The organism is Haloechinothrix salitolerans, assembly GCF_042662605.1.
Classification (GTDB): Bacteria; Actinomycetota; Actinomycetes; order Mycobacteriales; family Pseudonocardiaceae; genus Haloechinothrix_A; species Haloechinothrix_A salitolerans.
In genome coordinates this window covers 1,156,228-1,173,580 of sequence record NZ_JBHSXX010000001.1, presented here as the reverse complement: position 1 = coordinate 1,173,580, position 17,353 = coordinate 1,156,228, and the positions used below count along the sequence as shown (strand labels likewise).

At 67.3% G+C, this 17,353-nt stretch carries 20 protein-coding genes; 5 read left to right on the top strand and 15 right to left on the bottom strand.

What is annotated here, in order from left to right:
• The first annotated feature begins 295 nt into the window (after window positions 1-295).
• Both ACFQGD_RS05630 and ACFQGD_RS05625 read left to right on the top strand, forming a co-directional pair.
• On the top strand, window positions 296-928 hold the full coding sequence (locus tag ACFQGD_RS05630) for a TetR/AcrR family transcriptional regulator (protein WP_345395908.1): 633 nt from the start codon (window positions 296-298) through the stop codon (window positions 926-928).
• 4 nt (window positions 929-932) lie between these two features.
• Complete coding sequence (locus ACFQGD_RS05625) at window positions 933-1,868, top strand: SDR family NAD(P)-dependent oxidoreductase (protein ID WP_345395905.1); 936 nt, start codon at window positions 933-935, stop codon at window positions 1,866-1,868.
• A gap of 20 nt (window positions 1,869-1,888) precedes the next feature.
• Here the strand turns inward: ACFQGD_RS05625 and ACFQGD_RS05620 are convergent, their stop codons facing one another.
• The 4 genes from ACFQGD_RS05620 to ACFQGD_RS05605 form a co-directional block, all read right to left on the bottom strand.
• Entirely contained in the window at window positions 1,889-2,476 is a 588-nt protein-coding gene (locus ACFQGD_RS05620) for a DUF5134 domain-containing protein (protein WP_345395902.1), read from the bottom strand.
• A gap of 110 nt (window positions 2,477-2,586) precedes the next feature.
• The gene (locus ACFQGD_RS05615) at window positions 2,587-3,417 is read right to left on the bottom strand and encodes an SDR family NAD(P)-dependent oxidoreductase (RefSeq protein ID WP_345395899.1); all 831 of its coding nucleotides are present in this window, start codon (window positions 3,415-3,417) and stop codon (window positions 2,587-2,589) included.
• Between the two features lie 12 nt (window positions 3,418-3,429).
• Window positions 3,430-3,831, bottom strand: coding sequence for a MaoC/PaaZ C-terminal domain-containing protein (locus ACFQGD_RS05610; protein ID WP_345395896.1), 402 nt, complete (start codon window positions 3,829-3,831; stop codon window positions 3,430-3,432).
• Complete coding sequence (locus ACFQGD_RS05605) at window positions 3,828-4,289, bottom strand: MaoC family dehydratase N-terminal domain-containing protein (RefSeq protein WP_345395893.1); 462 nt, start codon at window positions 4,287-4,289, stop codon at window positions 3,828-3,830. Before ACFQGD_RS05605 ends, ACFQGD_RS05610 begins: the two co-directional genes overlap by 4 nt.
• 249 nt (window positions 4,290-4,538) lie before the next feature.
• On the opposite strand from ACFQGD_RS05605, the gene ACFQGD_RS05600 reads away from it, so the two are divergent.
• The gene (locus ACFQGD_RS05600; RefSeq protein ID WP_345395890.1) at window positions 4,539-5,027 is read left to right on the top strand and encodes a hypothetical protein; all 489 of its coding nucleotides are present in this window, start codon (window positions 4,539-4,541) and stop codon (window positions 5,025-5,027) included.
• Window positions 5,028-5,040: 13 nt separating this feature from the next.
• On the opposite strand, the gene ACFQGD_RS05595 is transcribed toward ACFQGD_RS05600, so the two are convergent.
• On the bottom strand, window positions 5,041-5,481 hold the full coding sequence (locus ACFQGD_RS05595) for a nuclear transport factor 2 family protein (RefSeq protein ID WP_345395887.1): 441 nt from the start codon (window positions 5,479-5,481) through the stop codon (window positions 5,041-5,043).
• Between the two features lie 180 nt (window positions 5,482-5,661).
• The gene (locus tag ACFQGD_RS05590) at window positions 5,662-6,537 is read right to left on the bottom strand and encodes a TIGR03619 family F420-dependent LLM class oxidoreductase (RefSeq protein ID WP_345395884.1); all 876 of its coding nucleotides are present in this window, start codon (window positions 6,535-6,537) and stop codon (window positions 5,662-5,664) included.
• A 203-nt stretch (window positions 6,538-6,740) separates the two neighbouring features.
• Between ACFQGD_RS05590 and ACFQGD_RS05585 the strand changes: the two genes are divergently transcribed.
• Window positions 6,741-6,932 carry a ferredoxin gene (locus ACFQGD_RS05585; RefSeq protein ID WP_345395881.1) on the top strand — a complete coding sequence of 64 codons (192 nt, stop codon included), beginning with the start codon at window positions 6,741-6,743 and terminating at the stop codon, window positions 6,930-6,932.
• A gap of 4 nt (window positions 6,933-6,936) precedes the next feature.
• Window positions 6,937-8,124 carry an NAD(P)/FAD-dependent oxidoreductase gene (locus ACFQGD_RS05580; protein ID WP_345395878.1) on the top strand — a complete coding sequence of 396 codons (1,188 nt, stop codon included), beginning with the start codon at window positions 6,937-6,939 and terminating at the stop codon, window positions 8,122-8,124.
• 103 nt (window positions 8,125-8,227) lie between these two features.
• On the opposite strand, the gene ACFQGD_RS05575 is transcribed toward ACFQGD_RS05580, so the two are convergent.
• From ACFQGD_RS05575 to ACFQGD_RS05535, 9 genes are read right to left on the bottom strand one after another with little or no spacing between them, the layout of a single operon-like run.
• Entirely contained in the window at window positions 8,228-8,809 is a 582-nt protein-coding gene (locus tag ACFQGD_RS05575; protein ID WP_345395875.1) for a hypothetical protein, read from the bottom strand.
• The gene (locus ACFQGD_RS05570) at window positions 8,806-9,345 is read right to left on the bottom strand and encodes a hypothetical protein (protein WP_345395872.1); all 540 of its coding nucleotides are present in this window, start codon (window positions 9,343-9,345) and stop codon (window positions 8,806-8,808) included. The genes ACFQGD_RS05575 and ACFQGD_RS05570 overlap by 4 nt, the downstream gene beginning before the upstream one ends.
• Window positions 9,345-10,592: an MlaD family protein gene (locus ACFQGD_RS05565; protein ID WP_345395869.1), complete on the bottom strand. Its 1,248-nt coding sequence runs from the start codon at window positions 10,590-10,592 to the stop codon at window positions 9,345-9,347. The genes ACFQGD_RS05570 and ACFQGD_RS05565 overlap by 1 nt, the downstream gene beginning before the upstream one ends.
• Entirely contained in the window at window positions 10,592-11,740 is a 1,149-nt protein-coding gene (locus tag ACFQGD_RS05560) for an MCE family protein (protein ID WP_345395866.1), read from the bottom strand. The genes ACFQGD_RS05565 and ACFQGD_RS05560 overlap by 1 nt, the downstream gene beginning before the upstream one ends.
• A gap of 41 nt (window positions 11,741-11,781) precedes the next feature.
• Window positions 11,782-13,008, bottom strand: coding sequence for an MCE family protein (locus ACFQGD_RS05555; RefSeq protein ID WP_345395863.1), 1,227 nt, complete (start codon window positions 13,006-13,008; stop codon window positions 11,782-11,784).
• The gene (locus ACFQGD_RS05550; RefSeq protein ID WP_345395860.1) at window positions 13,008-14,090 is read right to left on the bottom strand and encodes an MCE family protein; all 1,083 of its coding nucleotides are present in this window, start codon (window positions 14,088-14,090) and stop codon (window positions 13,008-13,010) included. The genes ACFQGD_RS05555 and ACFQGD_RS05550 overlap by 1 nt, the downstream gene beginning before the upstream one ends.
• The gene (locus ACFQGD_RS05545; RefSeq protein ID WP_345395857.1) at window positions 14,087-15,118 is read right to left on the bottom strand and encodes an MCE family protein; all 1,032 of its coding nucleotides are present in this window, start codon (window positions 15,116-15,118) and stop codon (window positions 14,087-14,089) included. The genes ACFQGD_RS05550 and ACFQGD_RS05545 overlap by 4 nt, the downstream gene beginning before the upstream one ends.
• Complete coding sequence (locus tag ACFQGD_RS05540; RefSeq protein WP_345395854.1) at window positions 15,115-16,482, bottom strand: MCE family protein; 1,368 nt, start codon at window positions 16,480-16,482, stop codon at window positions 15,115-15,117. The genes ACFQGD_RS05545 and ACFQGD_RS05540 overlap by 4 nt, the downstream gene beginning before the upstream one ends.
• The gene (locus tag ACFQGD_RS05535; RefSeq protein ID WP_345395851.1) at window positions 16,479-17,351 is read right to left on the bottom strand and encodes an MlaE family ABC transporter permease; all 873 of its coding nucleotides are present in this window, start codon (window positions 17,349-17,351) and stop codon (window positions 16,479-16,481) included. The genes ACFQGD_RS05540 and ACFQGD_RS05535 overlap by 4 nt, the downstream gene beginning before the upstream one ends.
• Between the last annotated feature and the right edge of the window lie 2 nt (window positions 17,352-17,353).

The following is a 17,353-nucleotide window of genomic DNA, read 5'->3' as shown; positions in this document are numbered from 1 at the left end:
GGCCCGTCGCGCTCAGTGGGTCGACACCGACGAACAAAAACCGGCCGACGACGCTAACTGAACGAATCTTCCGATACAACACCGTCGACTGAAATACGGAGATGTGAGACAACACGCATATACCGAAAGTAACTTCACAGAACCATCTAGCGGAGTGGGTCACCCACATGGCGTGCCGCAGGGCACGGTCCTCACAGACGGCTGCTCACCATTGACCATGACCGGCCGTGAGGCGCATAGTAAGGCCGTTCTGAACGGGCGTTTACGGGCACGGACTCGGACGAGGGGTGATCGGGTGTCGGCGGTGACGGGCACGCGCTGGGAGCAGCGCGACCGGCAACGTCTCGACATTCTCTCCGCGGCGCGGCAACGTCTCACCGACGGCGGGTATCCCGCGCTGACGATCTCCGACATCGCCGCTGACGCCGGGGTCAGCGAGGACACGATCCACGTCTTCTTCCAAGGCACGGAGGATCTGTTCGCGACGTTGTTCGCGCAGCGACTGGACGACTTCCACGCCGAGATCGCCCCGGCGTGCCGGGTCGCCGAGACTGGCGAGCAAGTCATCGCCACGACCGCGACCGCGTACCTCGACGTCTACCGAGTGTTCGGACGAGAGCTGAACATCTGGACGCTCGTGCTCGGCGACCACCCCTCAGCCAATGACATCGCCCGACCGCTGATCGCGGCGTCGCAACGGGTACTGAACACGCTGGGTGCCGCGTTGACGCGCACCGCGAAACATCCGGTGGCGCCGGGCGAGATGCGACTCGCGCTGCCGTTCGTGTGGGCGACGATCACCGGTCTCGCCGAGCATGTCACCGGCGGCAGGCAGGTGCTGCACCCCTGTAGTTGGGAGCAGTTACTCGACTTCACGTCCCGTACCGTCATCGCGGGACTCGACGCGATGCGCACCACCGAGGAGTGAACCGATGCTGTCCACCCTGACTCGCGCGGCGACCAGCGGCGTCACCAAGGCCGTCAACTGGGCGGTCAATCCTCGGCCTGGCCACGACTTCGCGGAGCTGACCGCCGCGGTCCGAGGAAAAAACGTGCTGATCACGGGAGCCTCATACGGCGTGGGCGCCGCCACGGCACGGCTGCTCGCGAAGGCGGGCGCGACGGTGCTGCTCGCGGCCCGCACCGAGGAGCGGCTGGCCGAGGTCGCCCACGAGATCACCGCATCGGGCGGCACGGCGTACTTCTACTGCGCGGACTTGGCCGACCCGGTGTCCGCCGAGGCACTGGCGGGCACCATCCTCGCCGAGCACGGCCACGTCGATATCGTCGTCAGCAACGCGGGCAAGTCGATCCGGCGCTCGGTTGAGTTGCAGTACGACCGGTTCCACGACTTCGAGCGCACCATCGGCATCAACTACCTCGGCCCGGTGCGGATGCTGCTCGCCCTGCTGCCGTCGATGCGGGCACGCGGGCAGGGCCAGATCATCAACGTCTCCACCATCGGCGTCCGGCTGACGCCCGCCCCGCGCTGGGGCGCCTACCAGGCGTCGAAGAGCGCGTTCGACACCTGGCTTCGTAGCATCGCGCCGGAGATCGCGGGAGACGGTGTCGGGGTGTCGACCTTCTACCCATCGCTGATCTACACCAGGATGAGTGCTCCGACACCGATCATGCGGCAGCTGCCAGGACTCACGTCGGCCGAGGCCGCCGAGATCGTCGGGCGCGCGATCGTTACTCGCGAACGTGCCATCGGCCCGTGGTGGCTGATGCCCGCCGAGGTGGGGAGCGTGCTGCTGGCGGGCCCGGTCACCTGGGCGTTGGGCGTGCTGTATCGCAACACCGACGACACCCCGAGCGCCAACGGTGAAGCGACGACCGGCACGTCCCGGGCGAGCGCCGAGCGGTAGCGGCGCGACGCATCGCGGCGTCAGGACATCGACACCAGCATGCCCGCCATCATGACGTTCATCCCCACCCGCGCGATCAGCCGCGTGCGGTGACGGAACACCAACGGCACCGCTGACTCTCGTCGTTTCCTGCCGCGCACCACGCACACTCCGACGTCGATGGCGAAGTAAGCCACGACGACCCCAGCGGCCACGATTAGCACCGGATTCCCGGGAGCCGACTGCACGCCGTGGCCGTGTCCGGCGGAGTGTCCGGCCATGGCGGCGAGCATGAGCAGCATCGCGACCGAGCCGAGCAGGTGATGTCCGCATTGCGATGGCACGCAGCAGGCGGTTTCGCGACGCCCACGCACCCACGCCACCGCGAGGACGACGGCGGCGAGAGCGAACAGCGCCAGCCACCCTGACCGTGGAATCGGCCATCCAGTGGGCAGCAGCATGGCAAGCATGCCAAGGCTCATCAGCACTTCGGCCGCCTCGTCCTCGCGTCGAACGTGCACGCGTAGCACGGACGCCGGATGCGCACGCGCCAGACGAGTCACCGCGAGCGCCGCGATCAGTACGAGCGCGACACCCTGCATGACCAGCACTGGCATCGGTGCGCCCATTGGCTACCTCGCGCGTCGGCAACAGACCCGACTACCTACGCTGGCAGGCCAGCACCGCCAGTACCAGCCCGCAACCAGGGGATGACGCTCCGTATAGGGCGATCGCCGTGTCAGAAGATGAAGCCGCCGCCGCAGACGAGGGTTTGGCCGCTGACGTAGTCGGACTCGGGGATGCAGAGCAGGTAGACCGAGCCGGCTGCTTCGGTGGGGGTGCCGGCGCGGCCGAGGGGGATCATGTTCTTCATCATCGCGAGCACGTCGGGGTTGACGCCGATGTTGAGTTCTCGACCTTCGATGGTGACGGTGCCGCCCTCACCGGCGGGGGTTTCGGTCATGCGGGTCTTGATCAGTCCGAACGCGACGGTGTTGACGGTGACGTTGTAGCGGCCCCATTCCTTGGCCATGGTCTTGGTCAATCCGGTCACGCCCGCCTTGGCCGAGGCGTAGTTCGCCTGGCCCGCGTTGCCACCGAGACCGGCGACCGATGAGATGTTGACGACCTTGCGACACGGCACCGGCTCGCCCGCTTCCTTCGCCCGCTTCACGGCGGCCGAGATCACCGGTTGCGCGGCCCGCAGGATGCGGAACGGCGCCTTGAGGTGGACGTCGAGAATCACGTCCCACTGTTCGTCGGTCATCTTCTGGATGACCGAGTCCCACACGTAGCCCGCGTTGTTGACGATGATGTCGACGCCACCGAAGTTGTCGACCGCGGTCTGGATGAACCGCTCGGCGAAGCCGTCGTCGGTGACACTGCCGACGCAGGCGACCGCCGTCCCGCCCGCCGCTTCGATCGTGGCGACGGTGTCCTTGGCCGGTTCGGGGTCCAGGTCGTTGACGACGACCCGCGCGCCATCGGCGGCCAGTTTCAGGGCGAGTTCGCGGCCGATGCCGCGTCCCGAGCCGGTGACGAGGGCGGATTTGGTGTCGAGCTTTCCCATGAGATGCCTTTCCTAGCGGACGTCGATGGTGGCCTCGCCGCGCAACGTGACGGTGCCGTCGGCGAGGGAAACGGTGAGGGCGACGGTCGCCACGCCGTCGTCGATGGCGGTGACGCGGCCGGTGCAGGTGGGTTCGGCGTGCAACGGTGTGATCGCGGCGAACCGCACCCGATAGGAGCGGATCTTCTCCTGCGGCACCCAGTCGGTCAGCAGCCTGCCGAGATAGGCCATCGAGAGCATGCCGTGCGCGAAGACGTCGTCGTAACCGGCGGCCTTCGCGGCGTCGATGTCGATATGGATCGGCATGTGATCCCCCGACGCGCCCGCGAACAACGCCAGCGTGGCCCGTGAGATCGGCTCGATCCGCAGCGGCGGCAACTCGGTGCCGACCGCGATCTCGCTCGTGGCGGTCATGCCGTCACCTCCGGATGACTGATGGCCAAGCTGAATTCCGCCTCGGCGACCGGCTCACCCGAGGGCCGCGTGACCTCGGTGCGCTTCACCAGAAACTCCAACGCACCGCCTTTTTTCGTGTAGACATCCGCGATACTCGGCCGCAGCACCAGCGTCTCGCCCGCATACGCCAGCGAGTGATACGTGAACGACTGCTCGCCGTGCAGAATCCGACGCATATCGATATCCAACTCGGACAGGAACGAGAATGCGTCCGGGTCCTCGAGTTCCAAGCTGAAAAAGAACGTCGGCGGCACGGGTAGATCCGGATGCCCCGCCCGACGCGCCGCCTCGACATCGCTGTAGACCGGATCGCGCTGCCCGGTCGCCTTCGCGAAGAACCGCAACCTGCCGCGCTCGACATCGGCCTCGATCGGCCGCAACGGCAACGCCTTCGCCTTCTCCGGGTCGATATGCATACCGCCACCGTCGTTTCATTGAAAGGAACGGAAGATCCATTAACTTTACTGAAACGACGTTAGCGCACGCCATTCCCTACCGGCAAATAGGCATACGAAACAGCCATTTTTGAGTTTAGATTTCCGCGATTCTAAGCTTGCGGCCTAGCAACATCATGTCGACGTTCCTCCCGTCGACGAGCGATACAGTGAGAAGGTGGGTCAGGAATGCGCCGCGCTACACTGCCATGCCGCGCACGAGGCTCACTCATGGCGACAGTAATCGCCGCCACCGGGTTACTGCTTAGCGCCTGCAATCTCGACAACATGCAATTCACCCAAGATCACCGGGTGCGTATCGTCGAGCCAGAGGATCGCAGCACGGTCACCCTGCCCGTGACGGTGCGCTGGGAGGTCGACGGTTTCGAGGTCACCGGCAAGGACGGGAAGAGGAGCGACAAAGCCGGCTACTTCGCCGTGTTCGTCGATCGCGAACCGATCCCGCCAGGAAAGACGCTGGAATGGTACGCCAACCAGGAGAGCTCATGCGGCTCCAGCGCATGCGGGAGCGTGGACAACCTCGCCGACATCTACACGACGAAGAAGACGAAGATACGGTTGAAGCGACTCCCGGCAACCGATGAGCGCGATGACGTAGAACGACACGAGGTGACCGTCATCCTGCTTGACGGCACCGGCGCGCGCATCAGCGAGAGCGCCTTCTACGTCCGCTTCAACTACCGTCGTGGCGTCTTATAGCGGCCTACATCAGCTACGCCTGCCGTGCGGTGGCCATGGCGCGCTCGACCTCCCAGAACGCCCGCATGGACAGCAACCGGTCGGCCTCGTCGACCCGATAGACCGCGACCAGGTCGGTGTCCACGCGATATCCGCCAGGCAGGTAGGTGGTGATCGTGGCGACGTTGGCGACCTCGTCCCCAGCGGCGTGCGAATCGTGGACCACGAACTCGAACCGCTCCACCGAGGCGATCGCGGTCTCCCAGAACGCCGCGAGGCCGTCCGGACCCCGATGTCCCTTACCTTCGGGATCGAACCCGGAAGGCCCGACCGGATCCTCAACCACGGCATCCGGTGCGAACAGCGCCAGCCATCCCTCCTTGTCACCCGCGGCCACCGCCCGCATCGAAGCGAGCGCGGCTCGGCGCGCGGGTGGTTGTTCGGCCGTCTCGTCCCAGCACACGGTCACACTCATGCGGCCTCCTCCTCGCGCGCGGCACGCCGCGCCAGTCGTCCGACGTCGGCCGGCATGGTGTCCGATGATTCGGACCCGCAAGCAGTCCTCATGCGGCCTCCTCCTCGCGCGCGGCACGCCGCGCCAGTCGTCCAACGTCGGCCGGCATGGTGTCCGATGATTCGGACCCGCAAGCAGTCCTCATGCGGCAACCTCCGCGATCACGTTGTCGGCGAACTTCTTCACCGCATCCACTTTGGACGACACCGGCGCGTCGAACGGCAGCCCCTCGAACACCCACGGCATGACGACGGCATCGGTCACGCCCACCTCTGCCTGTTCGCGGTAGCCCGACGCGCCGAACCGGTCCACGCACACCGCCTGGAACTCGAACGGATCATCGGCGCGGTCGTACTCCGCCAGCAACTCGCGTAGCCGTCCGATGGTGGTGCTGAGCTCGTCGAGCGTCATCATCGCCGAAGACCAGCCGTCGCCGTAGCGAGCGGCACGCCGCAACGCGGGCTTGGAGTGCCCCCCGATGTAGAACGGCATCCGCTCGCGCGGCGCCGGGCTCATCCGCAGCTTGCCGAAGTCGAAGAATTCGCCGTGGTACTCGACCATTCCGCCGCCGAGGATCAGCCGCAACACCTCGATCGCCTCGTCGGTGCGCTTGCCCCTGCGCTCGTACGGCACACCGCACCAGGCGAACTCCTCCGGCGACCACCCGACACCGAGCCCGAGCCCGAACCGGTCGCCGGTCAGCGCCGCCACCGAACCGAGCTGGCGCGCCAGCACCACTGGGTGGCGCGAGCCCAGCTTGAGCACCGACGTGTAGAACCGGATCTCGCTGGTCGCGGCGGCCATCGACGTCGCGGCGATCAGCGGGTCGACCCACGGCGTCTCGGCGTCCCAGAAGCGCTGACCGTTGGCGGTGTAGGGGTACTCGGCCGAGACGTCCTCGGAGTAGAACAGCGAGTCCGGCAGCACCACCGAGGAGAACCCGTTCTGCTCCGCGACGACCGCCAACTCGGCGAGCTGGTCCGGTGGACAGAGCGCGACCGACAGGCTGAACTTCATCAACGACCCCTTCACCACGTGGTTGCCGCAATGGCAAAACTATAACGTGTTCTAGTATCGTCTGGGAAGACGTCGACCGGCATGCTGGAAGAGAAACCACGACCCCGCGTGGAATCGGTTGAACTTGGCGACAGCGTGGTGTCCGATATTGGAGAACTACCACCGCACCTCGCGCGGTGACGACCGAGAGCAAGGGAGCACGGATGAAGATCCACATCGATACCGACGTCTGCACCGGCCACGGCGTCTGCGAGGGGCTACGGCCCGACGTCTTCGAGGTGGGCGACGACGGCATCGTGCACCTACTCACCGAGGACTTCACCGAGGCCGACCGGGCCGACCTCGAAGACGCCGTCGACCAGTGCCCCACCCAGGCGTTGCGGCTGGAAGGCTGACCGCGTGTCGCGACTCGTTGTCGTCGGCGCGTCGTTGGCGGGCCTGCGGGCGGTGGAGTCCGCTCGGCGAGCCGGGTTCACCGGCGCGATCACACTCCTCGGCGCCGAGGAGCACCTGCCGTACGACCGGCCGCCGCTGTCCAAGGAGTTCCTGACCGGCGACGGCACGCCGAAGCACTTCCGCACCGAGGACGCGCTGCGCACCGACCTCGACGTCGACCTACGGCTCGGCACACCCGCTACCGGGCTCGACGTCGAGCAGCGGGTGATCCTGGCCGGAAACGACGCGGTGCCGTACACGGCGGCGGTGCTGGCCACCGGCGCGACCGCGCGGACCCTGCCAGGGCTCCCAGCGTTGTCCGGCCTGCATACGCTACGCACGCTGGACGACGCCCACACGCTGCGCGGCGTGATTCGACCCGGCGGCAAAGTGGTCATCGTCGGAGCCGGGTTTATTGGCTCGGAGCTGGCCTGCTCGGCACGACGGATGGGTGCCGAGGTCACGCTGGTCGAGGCGGCACCGGTGCCGTTCACCGCCGCGGTCGGCGACGAAATGGCGCCCGCCATCACCGCACTGCACACCCGCAACGGCACCGACCTGCGCTGCGGCGTCACCGTCACCGGAATCGACGGGGACGACCGTGTCAAGGCGGTACGACTCGGCGACGGCACGACACTGCCCGCTGACGTCGTCGTCATCGGGGTCGGAGCCGCACCAGCGACCGGCTGGTTGGCCGGGTCAGGACTGAAGGTGGACGACGGCGTCGTCTGCGACGAAACGCTGGCGACCAGCGCCCCCGGCGTGTACGCGGCGGGCGACGTCGCGCGCTGGTTCAACCCGCTGTTCGGCGAAACCATGCGGCTGGAGCACTGGACGTCGGCCGCCGAACAGGGCGCGCTCGCAGCCCGCAACGCCATTGACCCGAGCGCCGCGACGCCGTGCACGCTCGTGCCGTACTTCTGGTCCGACCTCTACGACAGCCGCGTGCAGTTCGTCGGCGTACCGACCGCCGACGAGGTGCGCGTCGTCGCGGGTGGCGTCGGCGAGGACACGCTCCTGGCGCTGTATCGCAGAGGCGATCGGCTCATCGGCGCGCTTGGTGTGGAACAGCGACGGCCCGTGCTGCGCATGCGCGCACTTATCGGCAAGCGCGTGACCTGGGACGACGCCCTGGAAGCCGCGGCGGAGTGACCCCCGAGTTGATCTGAAGACAGTCTGGTCGTGATAGCAACCGCGATGTCTTCAGATCAACTTCTCGAAGCCCGGGCGCGGCGGGCCGGTCGGGTCGCTCCGCCTACAGCCCCTCGATGTCCGAGATGCGCCAGGTCCCGTCGTTGTCACGGAGCGCGGTGACATCCAGGGTCGCGGTGGACGACGTCGGCGCGGCACCCTGACGGCGAACCTGCTGGTCCAGGAACACCAACACACTCGCGCGCCCGTCGGTCAGCTCCCGCACCCCGATAGCGCGCACCGTCGCGGCCTTCACCAGCTCGCGGCGTTTCGCCTGTTTCGCGGCGGCGTCGAACTCCCGCCGATACTCGGCCGCCGCCTCGCCAATCAACGCGACCTCCACCGCGTGCTCGGTCCGCTCCAGCCGCGTGTAGTCGTAGGAGAACACCGCCTTCAGCGACGCGCTCACCTGCTCGATCACGGCGTTCGTCGCCTCGGTATCGACCAGCGCCGTGTTGGCCGCCGACTCGGTATCGCGCAGTTGGTGCGCCCGTATCCCGGAAACCACCGCGCTCACGGTCGCCAACACCAGCACGATCGACAGCCCCGCGATAACCACCCGCCGGGTCCGAGTGCGGGACACGGCGTCCTGAGCGGGGGACACGGCGTCGTGTCCCCCGCTCGCGCCGCCGTGTTCCACACTCATGCCGCCGCCTCCACGGCGCTGATCTTCCACTGCCCATCGCGGCGCACCAGCTCGGCGACCACCCGCTTACGGTCGGTGGACGACTTCTCGCCCTTCGTCTCCAGCGTCGTGCGGAGCATCGCGATCACCTTGGCGGTGCCCGCGTGCCCGTTCAGCTCGGTCACCGCGGCACGTAGCAGCTCCGCGTCCGACACCGTCTTCGTTCGCCGCGCCCGCTCTCGCTGACCTGCCTTATCTCCCGCCAGGTCACGGTGCAGCCCACCAGCCGTGACGTCCAGCCACGCCGCGACGTCCCGCTTCGCCCCGCGATGGTCGAGCGTATGCAACGTGACCAGCCCGTGCTCGGCCGCACTGAGCACCGTGTCGCGCTGCTTCGCCTTGGCCAGCCCGTCGTCGCGCGCGGCGCTGATCCATGCGGACCCGAGCCACGCGGCAGCGGCCAGCGCGACCACGGTCAGTACCGCGAGCGTGGCCACGAGTGGGTCACGCGACAAACGCCCCGCCGCCACCAGACGTCCCGACAGGGCCGATCGCATCAGCCACCTCCAAGCAGGTCCGCGATCCCTGCTGGCTTCGACGACAGACCCGGCAGTCCGAGCAACCCAGGCAAGCCATCCCCCGCACCGCTGTCGTCGGAGCCCGAGCCACGCCGCTGCGGCACGGGCACGGCCTGTGGCACGCCCCGGTACGGTGCGTTCTGTGCGCCGCGCACGCTGATCGGGCTGCCGGGCGGCTCGGCGCAGTAGGCGTCCTTGTTCGGCTCCACCTCGGAGACGTCGTTGGCGGGCCGTTGCTTGGTCCCTTCGTATCCCCGGGTGCACGAGGGCGGGTTGAACATGTCGAACACCAGCCCAAGATGACCGCGCCCGTCTTCGGACACGGTGCGCGCGAACGCACCGATCACGGCGAAGTTCACCATCAGCTGCTTCATCGAGTCGGTGCGCGGCGCGGCGACGTCGGCGGTAGTCAGCAGGTTCGCCACCAGCATCGCCGTGTCGTTGCCCGAGACGTCGATGAACTCGCTGACCTCGTTGGCGACCCCTGGCGCCCTGTCGATGATCGCGCGCAGGTCGGGATCGGACTTCGCGAACTGCCGGGAGATCGTCTTCAGCCCACTGGCGAACTGGCCCAAATCGTCGGCGTGGCGCCGCTGCGTATCAAGCACGGTGCGAGCCGATGACAGCAACTGTCGCGTCGCGGGCATGTTCTTCCGGGCCGACGTGGTGAACTCGTGCGCACTGTCCAGCAGCAACTGGAGGTCGTCGCCGGAGTCCGCGAACGCGACGTAGGCCTCGTCGACGATGGTGTTCAGCGACCGTGTATTGATGCTGCCGATGAGCTGGTCCACGTGCGTCAGCATGGTCTCCGGCGCGACCGGCGCGTCGATCCGCTTCGCCTCGATCACCGACCCGTTCGCCAGGAACGGACCGCCTGGCCCGTCCGGCCGCAGGTCGAGGTACTGCTCACCGACCGCGGAGCGGTTAGCGACGACGGCGTCGGTGTCGGCGGGGATCGGCGGGGCGTCCTCATCGATGTCCAGTTCGACATCGACACCCCTATCGGTCAGGCGCAACGCGGACACCGTGCCCACCGTGACACCCCGGTAGGTCACCTCGGAACCGCGGAAGATGCCACCGGAGTCGGTCAGTTCCGCGGTGACGACGTAGCCACGCGGGCCGAGCAATCGATCCAGTCCGGCGTACTTGCCACCGACGAACACGACTGACACCACAGCGATCAGCCCGAACGCCAGCAGCTTGATTCGCGTCGACCAGGTCAGCATCACAAGCCTCCCAGCAGCGAGCCGAGCAATGAACCGGACTCCGAGTCCGCCGCGCCGGGCAAGCCAGGCAACGAGGGCAGTTTCGGCAGTTCCGGTGTCTCCGGCAACGGCAGCGGTGGGCCGTCGTCACCCGATGGCAGCTTCGGGATCGGGCTCTGCCCCGAACGGCTCAGGTTGCCGATCAGCTGATCGAGGTTCAGATCGAACTCGACGTCGACGTTGGCATAGTCGCCCTTCATCGTGTTGCCCGCGTTCCACGGCAGCGGATACGTCGGCAGGATCTTCAGCGCCTCGGTGAGGTTGTCGCCCGACTCGGCGAGTTTGCGCAACGTCGGTTCCAACGCGCGCAGGTTCGCCACCAACTGCTCGCGACTCTTGTTGACGGTGTCCACCGTGACGTCCGACAGCCGTCGCAGCGCGGTCAACATGTCGACAATCTGGTCTCGCTGGTTCGCGATCACCCGCATACCCGGCGCGAGATGATCGAGCCCCTCGGTGAGGTGCCGCTTCTCCCGCACGAGCGTGCGCGACAGCTCCGCCAGCCCGTCGATGGCCTTCGTGATCTGCGCCTTCTGCCCGTCAAGCTCGGTGACCAGGTGGTTCACCCGCGACAGCAGTGCCTTGATCTCCGCCTCGTTGCCGCGCATCGCGTTGTTCAGCTCCGACGCGATGGTGTGCAGCTGCTCCACTCCACCGCCGTTGAGCAGCAGCGACAACGCGCCGAAGACCTCCTCCAGTTCGGCGTGCCTGCTGGTGCGCGCGAGCGGGATGACATCACCGTCGGCGAGCCTGCCGGTCGCTTCGGCGTCAGCGGGCGGTCGGAGGTCGACGAACTTCTCCCCGAGCAGGCTGGTTTGCCGCAGTTCGGCAATGGCGTTGGCGGGTAGCTCGACGTCGCCGTTGACGACGATGTCTACCAGCGCGGACCGGGTGTCCTCAGCCAGCCGCACCCGCTCGACCCTGCCCACTTGGACGTCGTTGACCTTGACGGTGGCCTGCGGCACCAAGTCAAGCACGTCGGAGAACTCCACGGTGACGCGGTACGGGTGGTCACCGACATCGGCGCCGCCGGGCAGCGGCGCGTTGTAGAGGCCGGAGAACCCGCCCGGCCCGCAAGCGGTCAGCACTAGCCCGACCAGCACAGTCATCAGCACGCATATCGTCGCTCGGGGCGACTTCCGCACGGGAATCATGAGCCACCTCCCGACGCGCCGTCGCCAGCCGAACCGCCTCCCGACGTGCGCCGCATGGCCTCAAGTAGCGGCAGTGGCAGCGGGGGCAGCTCGCCGTTCTGCAGCGAGTGCATCACCTGCGACACGCTGGGCAGATTGAGCGTCCCGTCGAGTACGGGGGCGAGGTCCTCGCAGACGTCCGATAGCGTATTGGGCACCTCCTCCGGGGTGCCCGCCGCGAGCAGCCGGCAGACCATCATCACCGGCGGGTAGGTGAACTCGTTGAGGTTGCCCCGGATCGCGATGGTGCCCGACGCGGCGTCGTAGGCGTTGATGAAGTTGTTCATCCCGGTCGGCGCGATGTCGAGGAGCTCAGCGAGTTCTCCACGGCGCTTGACCAGCACCCTGGTGGCTCCGGCCAGCTTGTCGACATTGGACGACAGCAGCTTCCGGTTGTTCTCGACGAAGCCGTGCACGTCGGTCAGCGCGCTGGCCAGTGTGGACAGTGCGGCGTCCACCTCGCCGGACTCGCTCGCCAGAAACTGACTGACCTCGGCGACCCGGTCGAAGAGGTCCGCGACCTGCCGATCACTGCGGGCCAGCATGGTGGTGAACTCGCCGAGGTGCTTGATGGTGCCGTGCAAGTCGTCCTTGCTGCCGTTGAGCGTCGCGGACAACCGCGCCAGATTCGACACGGTCTCGTTTAGATTCTTACCGTTTCCGTCCATGGTGGCCGCGACCTGGTCGAGCACGTCGCTGAGCGCGCCACCGGAGTTGGCGCCCTTCGGACCAAGCGTCGTGGCCAGCTCGTCGAGGTTGTTGAACAGCTCGTCGAGCTCCACCGGCGACGCCGTACGCTCCCGAGGAATCACCTCGCCGGACGCCATGGTCGGCCCGTCCCGATACACCGGAGTGAGCTGGATGTAGCGGTCGCTGACCAGGCTGGGCGCCACGATCACCGCACCCGCGTCGGCGGGGATGTCCACATCCGAGTCGACGACAAGCTCGACCCGCACGCGATCGCCTTCAGGCACCACCCGCTCGATCGCACCGACCTCGACGCCAAGCACTCGCACCGCGGAGTCCTCGTACAGCCCGACGGTGCGGTCAAAATACGCGGTTAGCCGCGTGTCACCGGAGTCGCGGGTGGCCGTCCACAAGGCCGCGGCGAGCAGGAGAACGACGACGGCCGCCAGCGCGACCCAGGTGTAGATGGTGCGCCCGGCACGACTCGTGATCGCCATCAGTTACCACCGATCCCTTGGCCGGGTGCTGACACCGGGGTCTCGCAGCCTTGCGGGTTGATCGTCAGCCCCTCAGTCTTGATGGTGGGCGGGAACAGACCGCACAGGTAGCCCTCGAACCAGCGCCCGTTGCCGGTGGCGTTCGCCCCGATGCGGGTGAACGGCGCGAGGAGTTCCAGGCTGCGGTCGATGTTGTCGACGTTGGCGCGCAAGACGTCGGTGACGGTGTCCAGTTTGCGCAACGCGGGCGTGAGATGCTTCCGGTTGTCAGCGACCAGTCCGGACAGCTGCTTCGCGACCGCCCTCGTCCCGGCGAGCAGGTTGCTGATCGCCTTCTTACGCGCGCGAAGCTCACCGAGCAGCGCGCTGCCGTCGTGGATCACCTTGCGCAGCCGCTCGTTGCGGTCGGCGACCAGCTTCGACACCTGGTTGGTGTTCTCCAGCAACTGGGCGAGTTCGTCGTCGCGTTCGGCGACCGTCTTCGACAGCGCCGACAACCCGTCCAACGCGCCGCGCACGTGTTTTGGCGCGCCTTCCAATGCTTCCGTGAGCACGTTGAAGCTGTCCGCGAGCCGCTTGGTGTCCACATCGGACATAGTGTGTCCGAGCTGGTTGAACGCGTCCTGCAACTGGAACGGCGTCGTGGTGCGGTTGAGCGGAATCGGTTCGCCAGGGTCGAGCGTGCCATCACCGCGCGGGTCAAGCGCGACGTACTTCTCGCCAAGCAACGTCTTGATCTGGATGGACGCCGTGGTGTCGGTACCGAGGCGGGGTAGCTCCCCACCGGCGGGCCCGTCGAGGAGGAACTCCACCCGCACCCGAGGGCCATCCAGCTCCACCGAGCTGACCGAACCCGCTCGCACCCCGGCGATCTGCACCTCGTTGTCCGGCACCAGACCCGCCGACTCGGCGAAGTACGCGGCGTAGGTCGTGCCGCCACCGATGAGCGGCAACCGGTCCGCGTTCAACGCGGCAAGCACCGACGTCACCAGCAGCAGCACCGTCACGGCGCCGACGGCGGCCTGGTTACGCTCCGCCAATCCCCTCGCGCCTGATGATTCGGACCTGCGAGCAGTCCTCATGGCCCGCACCTTTCTGGCCGCTCCGTCGCGGGCAGCGGCACGACGGGAATGGTCACGTTGAGCGAGCCGATGCCGACCGTGCCGGAGATGTCGCAGAGGTAGTAGTTGTACCAACTCCCGTAGCTGAGCACCCTGGTGTATTTCTTCAGGTTCCTCGGCAGCCGATGCAGGATCTCGTCCAACACCGGTGCGTCCTTGGAAAGCGTCCCCGCCAGATCGTTTAGCGCCCGCACGTTCTTTCGCAGCGGCTGCCGGGTATCGGAGACCAGGCCGGACACGCTGCCGGTGAGAGCACCGAGCGCCTGGGTCGCCTCCCCGATCGGCTTGCGCTTCTCCGCGAGCCCGCTGATCAGCTGCTGCAGGGCGTCGATCAGTTCCTTGGCCTGTTCATCGCGATGGTTAATGGTGCCGAGGACGTCGTTGAGGTTGCCGACGACCTCGCCGATCACCTGGTCCCTGTCCGCGATGGTCGACGTCAGCGACGCGGTGTGGCGGAGCAAACTGCTGATCGTGCCGCCCTCGCCCTGGAAGACCTGGATGATCTCGTAGGAGAGCTGGTTGACCTGCTTGGGGTCGAGCGCGGTGAACAGCGGTTTGAAGCCGTTGAACAGCACGGTCAGGTTCAGCGCGGGAGTGGTGCGGTCGACGCCGATGACGTCGCCCTTGCGTAGTGGTTCGTCCGACGCGACGTGAGTGCCGAGCGCGAGGTAACGCTGCCCGATCACGTTGCGGTACTTCACCTGCGCGGTGGTCGTCGACGGCAAGCGGTGTGACTCACCGACGTCGAAGTGCACCGTGGCGACCGCGTCCTCACCGATCTCGATGGCACGCACCTGCCCGACCTTGACACCGGAGATCCGCACGTCGTCGCCTGCTTTGAGGCCGGAGACGTCGGTGAACCTCGCGGCGAAACCCGACGTGTCACCAAAGTTGGTGTTGGCGATCGTCGCGGCGAGCACGCCGGTGAGCACGACGGTGACCACCGTGAACGCGATCAGCTTCAGCAACGATGGCAGTACACCTCTCACCTCAGCTCCACCTCCGTTCCCCGGTACAGCGGTCCGACAAGCAGCCCGCCCCAGCCGGGCACGGTGCTTGGTTCGACCCCGTGCTCGGCGGCGAGCAGCAGCGACAGCAGCTCGGACTCGGCGGGCGAGCCCGCGACCGGCGCGCCGAGCGTGGCGCTCCCGCCGCCACCGGAGCGCTGGTAGTCCTCGTAGTCGTCGGCCTTGCCGCTGCCTGGCGCCGACCCGGGCGGCGGCTTGGACGAGCCATCCTTGATCGGGCCGTCCGGCGGGTACTGCGGCCAGTGGCCGGGCTGTTCCACCGGTGTGTAGCAGCGCGGGCCGCGATCGTCGTTGTAGCGGGGCTCGTCGACGCCGGGTTTGTACGCACCCCTGCTGCTGGTGATCTCGATCTTGACCCGGCTCACGTGGGGGTGCTCGGTTCCCTTGCCGAAAGCCACCTCCGCGTTGTCCTTCTGGATGGCGAACTGGCGCATCATGCAGGGGTACTGCGGGGCATAGCGAGCGAGCACGTCCAGCGTTGGCTGCACGGTGGTAGTGAGCCGGATCAGGTTCGCCTTGTTGGCCGCCAGGAACCCGCCCAGGTCATCCGACGCCCCTGTCACCGACGAGTACAGCGTGCGCAAGCCGTCGCGCTTGGCGGCAAGCGTCCGCGTGGTCGTCGTCAAGTGTGAGACGGCGTCCAGCGCGTCAGGCAGCGCGTCGGAGTAGGTCCGCGCGACATCGGCGAACGAGGCGATGTCGGCCTTGAGGTCCGGCAGCGATGGGTTCAGGTCGCCGAGCAGATCCGACACCCTGGTCAACGTCTGGCCGAGCTTCTCGCCCCTGCCGTCGAGCGCGGTGGCGATGGCGCCCAGCGAACTGGACAGCTTCTGCGGCTCGACGGCCCGCAACAGCGGCATCAACCCGTCGAGCACCCGCTCCAGTTCGATCGCGTTCTCGGAGCGGTCCTGGCTGATGACGTCGCCGGCGGCGAGGCTGACCGAGCTGGGCCGCTCCGGTGCGCGCAGCGCGACGTAGCGTTCCCCGAACAGCGTCTTCGGGAGCAGCCGCGCGGTGACGTCGGCGGGGATGACATCGATCAGCTCGGGATTCAGCGCGAGTTCGAGGTTGGCGCCGTCGCCGGTGGATGAGATCGAGCGGACCTCCCCGACGAGCATGCCCCTGATCTTGACGTCGGCGCCCTCGCGCATCTGGTTGCCCGCGAACTCGGTCCGCAACGTCACCGTCGCGACATCGGTGAACGCCTTGGTGTAGACGCCGATCGTCCCCGCGATGAAGGAGGCAGCGAGCAGCACGAACACCAGGCCGAGCGCCTGGTAGCGGAGTCTGCGGAGCACGGCGGCGCGCCGCGGGCTGCGGGTCATCCTGCGATCCTCACCGTCGTCGTCGAGCCCCAGAGGGCGAGGCTGAGGAAGAAGTCGAGCACCGCGATCAGCACGATCGACGTCCGCACCGCCTTGCCGACCGCGACGCCAACTCCTGCCGGCCCGCCGCGCGCGGTGTAGCCGAAGTAGCAGTGCGTCATGATCACCACCAGCGCGAAGATCATCACCTTGACGAAGGAATAGACCACGTCCTGTGGTGGCAGGAACAGCGAGAAGTAGTGGTCGTAGGTGCCAGCCGACTGGCCGTAGACCCAGATGGTGATCTGCCGCGAGGCCAGGTACGAGGACAGCAGCCCGACGGCGTAGAGCGGGATCACCGCGCCCACCCCGGCGAGCACCCTTGTCGTCACCAGATACGGCAGGCTGGGCACCGCCATGACTTCGAGCGCGTCGATCTCGTCGGAGATCCGCATCGCGCCGAGCTGGGCGGTGAAGCCGCAGCCGACGGTGGCCGAGAGCGCGAGGCCCGCCGACAGCGGTGCGACCTCGCGCGTGTTGAAGTACGCCGAGATGAAGCCGGTCAGCGCCGCGGTGCCGAGCTGGTTCAGCGAGGAGTAGCCCTGGAGGCCGACGATGAGGCCGGTGAACAGCGTCATGCCGATCATCACGCCGAGCGTGCCGCCGATGATCGCCAGTGCCCCCGTGCCGAAGCAGACCTCGGTGAGCAGCCGCAGCGTCTCCTTGCTGTAGCGGCGCACCGTCCTCGGCACCGTGGTCAGTGTGTGCAGGAAGAACGCGAGCTGCTCACCGAAACCCTCGAACACCTGCCCTGGCCGGGCGATGTAGTCGAGCGTGCGGTCACCCAGCTCGGACCATTCCTCGCGGGTCGCTTCCTTCACCGCCGTCATGT

Excerpts from the sequence above, each read along its gene's own strand:
- ACFQGD_RS05595 (WP_345395887.1), bottom strand. The coding sequence starts at position 5,481 with ATGAGTGTGACCGTGTGCTGGGACGAGACGGCCGAACAACCACCCGCG.
- ACFQGD_RS05620 (WP_345395902.1), bottom strand. The coding sequence starts at position 2,476 with ATGGGCGCACCGATGCCAGTGCTGGTCATGCAGGGTGTCGCGCTCGTA.
- ACFQGD_RS05540 (WP_345395854.1), bottom strand. The coding sequence starts at position 16,482 with ATGACCCGCAGCCCGCGGCGCGCCGCCGTGCTCCGCAGACTCCGCTAC.
- ACFQGD_RS05590 (WP_345395884.1), bottom strand. The coding sequence starts at position 6,537 with ATGAAGTTCAGCCTGTCGGTCGCGCTCTGTCCACCGGACCAGCTCGCC.
- ACFQGD_RS05575 (WP_345395875.1), bottom strand. The coding sequence starts at position 8,809 with ATGAGTGTGGAACACGGCGGCGCGAGCGGGGGACACGACGCCGTGTCC.
- ACFQGD_RS05570 (WP_345395872.1), bottom strand. The coding sequence starts at position 9,345 with ATGCGATCGGCCCTGTCGGGACGTCTGGTGGCGGCGGGGCGTTTGTCG.
- ACFQGD_RS05555 (WP_345395863.1), bottom strand. The coding sequence starts at position 13,008 with ATGGCGATCACGAGTCGTGCCGGGCGCACCATCTACACCTGGGTCGCG.
- ACFQGD_RS05560 (WP_345395866.1), bottom strand. The coding sequence starts at position 11,740 with ATGACTGTGCTGGTCGGGCTAGTGCTGACCGCTTGCGGGCCGGGCGGG.
- ACFQGD_RS05585 (WP_345395881.1), top strand. The coding sequence starts at position 6,741 with ATGAAGATCCACATCGATACCGACGTCTGCACCGGCCACGGCGTCTGC.
- ACFQGD_RS05605 (WP_345395893.1), bottom strand. The coding sequence starts at position 4,289 with ATGCATATCGACCCGGAGAAGGCGAAGGCGTTGCCGTTGCGGCCGATC.
- ACFQGD_RS05625 (WP_345395905.1), top strand. The coding sequence starts at position 933 with ATGCTGTCCACCCTGACTCGCGCGGCGACCAGCGGCGTCACCAAGGCC.
- ACFQGD_RS05610 (WP_345395896.1), bottom strand. The coding sequence starts at position 3,831 with ATGACCGCCACGAGCGAGATCGCGGTCGGCACCGAGTTGCCGCCGCTG.
- ACFQGD_RS05535 (WP_345395851.1), bottom strand. The coding sequence starts at position 17,351 with ATGACGGCGGTGAAGGAAGCGACCCGCGAGGAATGGTCCGAGCTGGGT.
- ACFQGD_RS05565 (WP_345395869.1), bottom strand. The coding sequence starts at position 10,592 with ATGCTGACCTGGTCGACGCGAATCAAGCTGCTGGCGTTCGGGCTGATC.
- ACFQGD_RS05550 (WP_345395860.1), bottom strand. The coding sequence starts at position 14,090 with ATGAGGACTGCTCGCAGGTCCGAATCATCAGGCGCGAGGGGATTGGCG.
- ACFQGD_RS05615 (WP_345395899.1), bottom strand. The coding sequence starts at position 3,417 with ATGGGAAAGCTCGACACCAAATCCGCCCTCGTCACCGGCTCGGGACGC.
- ACFQGD_RS05600 (WP_345395890.1), top strand. The coding sequence starts at position 4,539 with ATGGCGACAGTAATCGCCGCCACCGGGTTACTGCTTAGCGCCTGCAAT.